The 6,911-nt window shown below is 71.9% G+C and carries 8 protein-coding genes; all 8 read right to left on the bottom strand.

Annotation, left to right across the window (positions count from 1 at the left end; translation table 11 throughout):
* Window positions 1–84 precede the first annotated feature (84 nt).
* The 8 genes from nusB to aroC all read right to left on the bottom strand — a co-directional run bounded on the left by nusB (window position 85) and on the right by aroC (window position 6,820).
* A complete protein-coding gene (nusB, locus tag ACWGDX_RS35595; protein WP_066954852.1) occupies window positions 85–513 on the bottom strand; it encodes a transcription antitermination factor NusB in 429 nt (142 codons plus the stop codon).
* Between the two features lie 2 nt (window positions 514–515).
* Window positions 516–1,082 carry an elongation factor P gene (gene efp, locus ACWGDX_RS35590; RefSeq protein ID WP_363086034.1) on the bottom strand — a complete coding sequence of 189 codons (567 nt, stop codon included), beginning with the start codon at window positions 1,080–1,082 and terminating at the stop codon, window positions 516–518.
* Between the two features lie 63 nt (window positions 1,083–1,145).
* Window positions 1,146–2,249 (bottom strand): aminopeptidase P family protein, encoded by a 1,104-nt coding sequence (locus tag ACWGDX_RS35585; RefSeq protein WP_453632422.1) that lies wholly within the window; start codon window positions 2,247–2,249, stop codon window positions 1,146–1,148.
* 141 nt (window positions 2,250–2,390) lie between these two features.
* Window positions 2,391–3,344, bottom strand: coding sequence for an AAA family ATPase (locus tag ACWGDX_RS35580; protein WP_453632420.1), 954 nt, complete (start codon window positions 3,342–3,344; stop codon window positions 2,391–2,393).
* Between the two features lie 185 nt (window positions 3,345–3,529).
* Window positions 3,530–3,970, bottom strand: a complete 441-nt coding sequence (locus tag ACWGDX_RS35575) for a type II 3-dehydroquinate dehydratase (protein ID WP_453632418.1) — start codon at window positions 3,968–3,970, stop codon at window positions 3,530–3,532.
* The gene (gene aroB, locus ACWGDX_RS35570) at window positions 3,967–5,061 is read right to left on the bottom strand and encodes a 3-dehydroquinate synthase (RefSeq protein WP_453632416.1); all 1,095 of its coding nucleotides are present in this window, start codon (window positions 5,059–5,061) and stop codon (window positions 3,967–3,969) included. Before aroB ends, ACWGDX_RS35575 begins: the two co-directional genes overlap by 4 nt.
* Window positions 5,058–5,639, bottom strand: coding sequence for a shikimate kinase (locus tag ACWGDX_RS35565; protein WP_453632414.1), 582 nt, complete (start codon window positions 5,637–5,639; stop codon window positions 5,058–5,060). The genes aroB and ACWGDX_RS35565 overlap by 4 nt, the downstream gene beginning before the upstream one ends.
* Window positions 5,636–6,820: a chorismate synthase gene (aroC, locus tag ACWGDX_RS35560; RefSeq protein ID WP_365900574.1), complete on the bottom strand. Its 1,185-nt coding sequence runs from the start codon at window positions 6,818–6,820 to the stop codon at window positions 5,636–5,638. Before aroC ends, ACWGDX_RS35565 begins: the two co-directional genes overlap by 4 nt.
* Window positions 6,821–6,911 lie beyond the last annotated feature (91 nt).

The raw sequence follows: 6,911 nt of genomic DNA, 5'->3' as shown, positions 1-6,911 counted from the left end.
GCCCGTCCGGCGCTTGAAGACACAGCACGGCACCCGTCCGGCGCCCGAGGACAGGCATCTCACCCGTCCGCCCCGTCCGGTGCCTCAAGCGCGGCGCAGACTCGGTTTGAGGTCCTTGAAGCGGCCGAGCAGGCCGTTCACGAAGGACGGCGAGTCATCGGTGGAGAACTCCCTGGCGAGCTGGACCGCCTCGTCTATCACGACCGCGTCCGGGGTGCCGTCCACCCACACCAGCTCATAGGCGCCGAGCCGCACGATGTTCCGGTCGACGACCGGCATCCGGTCCAGCGTCCAGCCCACCGAGTAGGTGGAGATGAGGTCGTCGATACGGTCCGCGTGCTCCGCGTACCCCTCGACGAGCTCCATGGTGTACTCACCGACCGGCGGCTGGCGGTCGTCGGTCCGGGCATGCCGTATCCAGTCGGCGAGAACCGTCTGCACGGACGCCCCGCGCTGGTCGGCCTCGAAAAGGATCTGGAAGGCGCGCTTGCGGGCATTGCTCCGGGCAGCCACGGTTAGCTGTTCACCCGGCCGAGGTACTCGCCCGAGCGGGTGTCGACCTTGATCTTCTCACCCGTGGTGATGAAGAGCGGGACGCCGATCTCATAACCGGTCTCCAACGTGGCCGGCTTGGTGCCGCCCGTGGAGCGGTCGCCCTGGACGCCCGGGTCGGTGTGCTGGATGGTCAGCTCGACGGCGGCGGGCAGCTCGACATAGAGCACCTCGCCCTCGTGTGTGGCGACGCTGGCGGTGAAGCCCTCCAGCAGGAAGTTGGCGGCGGCGCCGACGGCCTTGCGGTCGACCATGAGCTGATCGTAGGTCTCCATGTCCATGAAGACGAAGTACTCGCCGTCCATGTACGAGAACTGCATGTCGCGGCGGTCGACGGTGGCCGTCTCGACCTTCACGCCGGCGTTGAAGGTCTTGTCGACGACCTTGCCGGAGAGCACGTTCTTCAGCTTGGTGCGCACAAAGGCCGGGCCCTTGCCGGGCTTGACGTGCTGGAACTCGACGACGGACCAGAGCTGGCCCCCGTCGAGCTTGAGCACCAGGCCGTTCTTGAGGTCGTTCGTGGAAGCCACGGTTGCGGAATCTCCTGGACTGAAAGCTGGTGGACGACCGAGGGTGTGCGCGGTGCCTGGGCACTAGAGCGCGAGCAGTTCCTTGGTCGTGATGGTGAGTAGCTCGGGTCCGCCGTCCGCCTCGGGGCGGACGACGAGCGTGTCATCGATCCGGACACCGCCCCGGCCCGGGAGGTGGACCCCCGGTCCGACGGTGACCGGCACACAAGCGTCCAGTTTACCCATGGCAGCGGGGGCGAGCTGCGGGTCCTCGTCGATTTCGAGTCCGACGCCATGTCCCGTACGGGGTGCGAGCCGCTCGCCGTGCCCCGCGGCCTCCAGCGGCTGCCGGGTCGCGCGGTCCACGTCGCGGTAGCCCGCGCTCGGCACGAGAGCCTCCCGACCTGCCCGTTGTGCCGAGAAGACCAGCTCGTACAGCTCGATCTGCCAGTCGGCGGGAGAGGTTCCGATGACAAACGTACGGCCGATCAGACACCGGTAGCCGCGGTAGTCGGCGCCGAGACCGACGGAGAGGAAATCGCCCTCCTCGACCCTTCGGTCCGAGGGATGGTGGCCGCCCCGGCCGGAGTTGGGCCCGGTGGCCACGACGGTCGGGAACGCGGGGCCGTCGGCGCCGTGGTCGACGAGCCGCCGCTCCAGCTCCAGCGCGAGATGCCGTTCGGTACGGCCGACCAGGATCGATTCCAGCAGTTCGCCCAGCGCCTGGTCGGCGATCTCGGCCGCGATCCGCAGACAGGCGATCTCGGCCTCGTCCTTGACGATCCGCAACTGCTCGACGGCGCAGCCCAGATCCGCGAGACGCAGCCGGGGCGCGACGGAGCCGATGGCCCGGTGTCGGGCGACGGTGAGGTGGTGCTCCTCGACGGCGAGCGAGGTGACGGCGGACGGTGTGAGCACTCCCGCGGCGGCGACCACGGGGTCACCCGTGGTGGACAGGACGGTGAGCCCGAGCTGGTCGTCGAGCCGCGCCTCGACGTGCTCACCGGCGTGGGTACGGGCGCAGAGCAGCGTGTCCTCGTCGGGCCCGAGCAGCAGTACGGCGCCGGGCGGCGCCCCGCCCGCGAGATAGCGCACGTTCGCGGGGCGCGAGATCAGCGCGGCCGCGTTGCCCGCCGCGGAGCACCGGTCACGCAACCGATCGCGGCGGACCGCGAACACGTCTGACATGACCCGAGCGTATGAGCGGGGGCGTGACCCGGCCGGTTCAGCGCGTCCGACCGGGGGTCGCGGGTCCGGGGCGCGGGCCGGGGGGCGTCGGCGGGAGCGGGGGCGGGAGCGCCCTGGGCGGCCCTCACGCGCTCACCGCGCTCACCAGCTCGGCGGGCTCGCCAGGGCGCGGGCCAGGACGTCGTCGAGGATCCGGGCGGTGGTCTCCACGTCGTACTTGGAGTTGTCGATGATGGGCAGCCCCGAGCCGTACCAGCCGGCCATCCGGCCGTGTATGCCCGCCACCTCCTCGTCGGAGAGCCTGCGGTTGCCGGTGCGCTCGGCGTTGCGCTCCAGCACGACCTCCAGTCCCGGCAGCAGGACGACCGGCAGCAGTCCCGGACCCACATGGCGCTTCCAGCCACCGAGCCCGACGACCGGGCGGTCGGGGAAGACCGCGTCGTCGAGGATGCAGGAGATGCCGTTGGCCAGGAAGTTGCGCGCGGCGAAGCCGCAGGTGCGGCGGGCCAGCCGGTACTGCGCCTCGGAGTGGTCGTTCCATCCGCTCTGCGGGTCGGCGAAGCCCGAGCGGACCCACTCACGGACATCGTCGAGACTGATGTGCGCGGTGGGCACACGGCGGTTCATCGCCCAGTGCCGGGCGACGGTCGTCTTGCCCGCGCCCGCCGGGCCGATGAGCAGCACGGCGAGGGTGGCCGCGCCCGTGCCGCCGCCGAGGGCGGGCGGCGGGGCGGGGACGGGCACCGGACCGCCGGGCGGCAGCCGGATGTGTCCGGTGGAGTCCGGGGGCGGCGGCGGACCGGCCGGGGGTACGGAAGGCGGTACGGGCGCCTGCTGCTGGGGCGCACCGCGGGGACGCGGCACAGGAGGGGGTCCGGGAGCGTGCCCCGGACCCGGTGCCTGGTGCTGTCCCGGAGCCTGGTGCTGTCCCGGCGTGTGCTGCGGTCCCGGCGTGTGCTGCGGTCCGGGGATCTGAGGGGGTCCTGTCCAGCCCGGGACGGACGGCTGCCCCTGCCGGGGCGGCCGCGGGGCCCCAGGTCCCGTCGGCGGGCCGGGAGGAGGAGCCTGGTGCGCCCATCCGCCTGCGTGCTGCATCCGGTGCCACTCCGTCTCGTACGACTGACGCTCTCGGCGGCCCCGCGGGCCAACGCGTTACCGAACGGTACCGCCCCCGGCCGCCGCACGGGCGACGACCGGGGTCCGTATCCGCGGCCCGGCTACCGGAAACCGCCACCCGCCCGAATCCCGGCGGGGCGTTCGCCAGGGGTCGCGGGGATCCGTCAGCCGGTCAGTTCCTCCGCGAGGGCCCGCAGCGCGAGACGGTACGAGCCGATCCCGAAGCCCGCGACCGTCCCGCTGGCGACGGCCGCGACCACCGAGGTGTGCCGGAACTCCTCGCGGGTGTACGGGTTCGAGATGTGCACCTCGATCAGCGGGGCGGTGCGCTGCGCCGCCGCGTCCCGCATGCCGTACGAATAGTGCGTGAAGGCGCCCGGGTTGAGAACGACCGGGATCGAACCGTCCGCGGCCTCGTGCAGCCATCGGATCAGCTCGCCCTCGTCGTTCGTCTCCCGTACGTCGACGTCGAAGCCCAGTTCCTTGCCGAGCGTCCGGCAGACATCGACCAGTCCGGCGTACGAGGTCGCCCCGTACACGTCCGGCTCGCGCGAGCCGAGCCGGCCGAGGTTGGGCCCGTTGAGCACGAAGACCCGCCGGGTCACGCCGACACCTCCCCGTAGGCGGCGAGCAGCACCGCCGGGTCGGGGCTCTCCAGCACGGTGGGCTTGGCGAGTCCGTCCAGCACGATGAAGCGCAGCAGATCGCCGCGGGACTTCTTGTCGACCTTCATCGTCTCCAGCAGCTTGGACCACTGGTCGCCCCGGTAGGTCAGCGGCAGCCCGACGGACCCCAGTACGGAGCGGTGCCGGTCGGCGGTCGCGTCGTCGAGGCGCCCGGCCAGCCGGCCCAGTTCCGCCGCGAAGACCATGCCGATCGAGACGGCCGCGCCGTGCCGCCACTTGTACCGCTCGTTCTTCTCGATGGCGTGCGCCAGGGTGTGGCCGTAGTTGAGGATCTCGCGCAGAGCGGACTCCTTGAGGTCGTTGGAGACGACCTCGGCCTTGACCCGGATCGAGCGCTCGATCAGCTCGGCGGTGTGCGCGCCGGACGGGGTGCGGGCGCCCTCGGGGTCGGCCTCGATGAGATCGAGGATGGCCGGGTCCGCGATGAAACCCGCCTTGATGATCTCGGCCAACCCGCTGACGTAGTCGTTCACGCCCAGCGAGTCCAGCGCGGCGAGGTCGCAGAGGACCCCCACGGGCGGGTGGAAGGCGCCGACGAGGTTCTTGCCCTCGGCGGTGTTGATACCGGTCTTGCCGCCCACCGCCGCGTCGACCATGGCGAGCACCGTGGTCGGTACGGCGATCCAGCGCACCCCGCGCAGCCAGGACGCCGCCACGAACCCGGCCAGATCGGTGGTGGCTCCGCCGCCGACACCGACGATCACATCGGTCCGGGTGAAACCGGTCTGTCCGAGCGCCTTCCAGCAGTACGCCGCGACCTCGGCGGTCTTGGCCTCCTCGGCGTTGGGCACCTGGATGGCCACGGCCTGGTACCCCTGGTCGGCGAGATCCTGGCGCAGCGCCTCCCCCGTCCCGGCGAGCGCCTCGGGATGTACGACCGCGACCCGCCGGGCCTTCTGGCCGATGAGCGCGGGCAGCTCCGCCAGCAGCCGCCGGCCGACCAGCACCTCGTACGGGTCGTGCCCCGCCGTGCCGCCGACCTGGATACGGGTGACCGTCTGGTCCGTCATACCTGCTTCTCCTTGCCGGGGGCCCGGGACTCTTCTCCGGGGTGCTGCTTCAGCCCGAGTGCGTCGAGGACCGCGTCCGCGACCTCCTCGGGGGTCCGGTCGTCGGTCGCGACCACCACGCGTGCCACATCCGTGTAGTGGTGGCGGCGGGCGTCCATCAGCTCCTTCCACTGCTTGCGGGGGTTGATCACCAGCAGCGGGCGCGCGGTGTTCAGTCCGACGCGCTTGACCGCCTCGCCGACCTCGACCGACAGGAAGACGACGGGCAGACCGGTGAGCAGCTCACGGGTGGAGGCGTCGAGGACCGCGCCACCGCCGAGCGCCAGGACGCCCCGGTGCTCGGCGACCGCCGTCCGTACCGCCGCCCGCTCCAGCTCGCGGAAGTGCTCCTCGCCGCCCTCGATGAAGATGTCCGAGATCGGCCTGGCCTGCGCGGCGACGATATCGGCGTCGCTGTCGCGGAAGTCCGTACCGAGCCGTTCCGCGAGCAGCTCGCCCACGGTGGTCTTGCCGACGCCCATCGGGCCGACCAGGACGACGACCGGTCCTGGTTCACCCACCGGGTCCTGCGCGCTCATCGGATCTGGAGGTTGTCGAGGTACGAGCGGACATTGCGGCGCGTCTCCGGGACACTGTCGCCGCCGAACTTCTCGGCGACCGCGTCCGCGAGGGTCAGCGCCACCATGGCCTCGGCGACGATGCCCGCGGCGGGCACGGCGCACACGTCGGAGCGCTGGTGATGGGCCTTCGCGGCCTCGCCCGTGACCACGTCGACGGTGGCGAGCGCCTTGGGCACGGTCGCGATGGGCTTCATCGCGGCCCGTACACGCAGCAGTTCACCCGTCGTCAGACCGCCCTCGGTACCGCCGGAGCGGCCGGACGCGCGCCGGATACCGTCATCGGTCGCCACGATCTCGTCGTGCGCCTGCGATCCGGGGACCCGCGCCAGACCGAAGCCGTCTCCGACCTCGACGCCCTTGATGGCCTGGATGCCCATCAGCGCGGCGGCGAGCCGCGCGTCCAGCCTGCGGTCCCAGTGGACGTGCGAGCCCAGACCGACCGGCACGCCGTAGGCCAGGACCTCCACGACCCCGCCGAGGGTGTCGCCGTCCTTGTGGGCCTGGTCGATCTCGGCGACCATCGCCTTGCTCGCGTCCGCGTCCAGGCAGCGCACCGGATCGGCGTCCAGCCTCTCCACATCGGCCGGGGTCGGGTAGACACCGTACGGAGCCCTGGCCGCCGCCAGCTCCACGACATGGGACACGACCTCGATCCCGGCGGTCTCCTTGAGATACGAGCGGGCCACGGCACCGAGCGCGACCCGCGCCGCGGTCTCCCGGGCGCTGGCCCGCTCCAGCACCGGCCGTGCCTCGTCGAAGCCGTACTTCTGCATCCCCGCGAGATCGGCGTGACCGGGCCGGGGCCGGGTCAGCGGCTCGTTGCGGGCGAGCCCGGCGAGCACATCGGGGTCGACCGGATCGGCCGCCATGACCTGCTCCCACTTGGGCCACTCGGTGTTGCCCACCATGACCGCGACGGGCGATCCCATGGTCAGACCGTGGCGTACGCCGCCGAGGAAGGTGACCTCGTCACGCTCGAACTTCATGCGCGCGCCACGTCCGTAGCCGAGGCGCCTGCGGGCGAGATGGTCCGCCACCATGTCCGTGGTGATCGGCACACCGGCGGGAAGACCCTCCAGCGTCGCCACGAGTGCGGGTCCGTGCGACTCCCCCGCGGTCAGCCAGCGCAACCTGCTCAACGGTGCTCCTCATGCTCGCGCACTCGACTGGTGGTGGCGCGGCCGGTGCGCGGCCCTGGCCCGCCACCTCCGATCCTCCCACGGCCCACGG

Source organism: Streptomyces sp. NPDC055025, assembly GCF_053608565.1.
The sequence above is the reverse complement of the archived record's forward strand: the minus strand, read 5'-3'. Positions and strand labels throughout refer to the sequence as shown.

Excerpts from the sequence above, each read along its gene's own strand:
- ACWGDX_RS35565 (WP_453632414.1), bottom strand. The coding sequence starts at position 5,639 with ATGAGCGCGCAGGACCCGGTGGGTGAACCAGGACCGGTCGTCGTCCTG.
- ACWGDX_RS35585 (WP_453632422.1), bottom strand. The coding sequence starts at position 2,249 with ATGTCAGACGTGTTCGCGGTCCGCCGCGATCGGTTGCGTGACCGGTGC.
- ACWGDX_RS35580 (WP_453632420.1), bottom strand. The coding sequence starts at position 3,344 with ATGCAGCACGCAGGCGGATGGGCGCACCAGGCTCCTCCTCCCGGCCCG.
- aroB (WP_453632416.1), bottom strand. The coding sequence starts at position 5,061 with ATGACGGACCAGACGGTCACCCGTATCCAGGTCGGCGGCACGGCGGGG.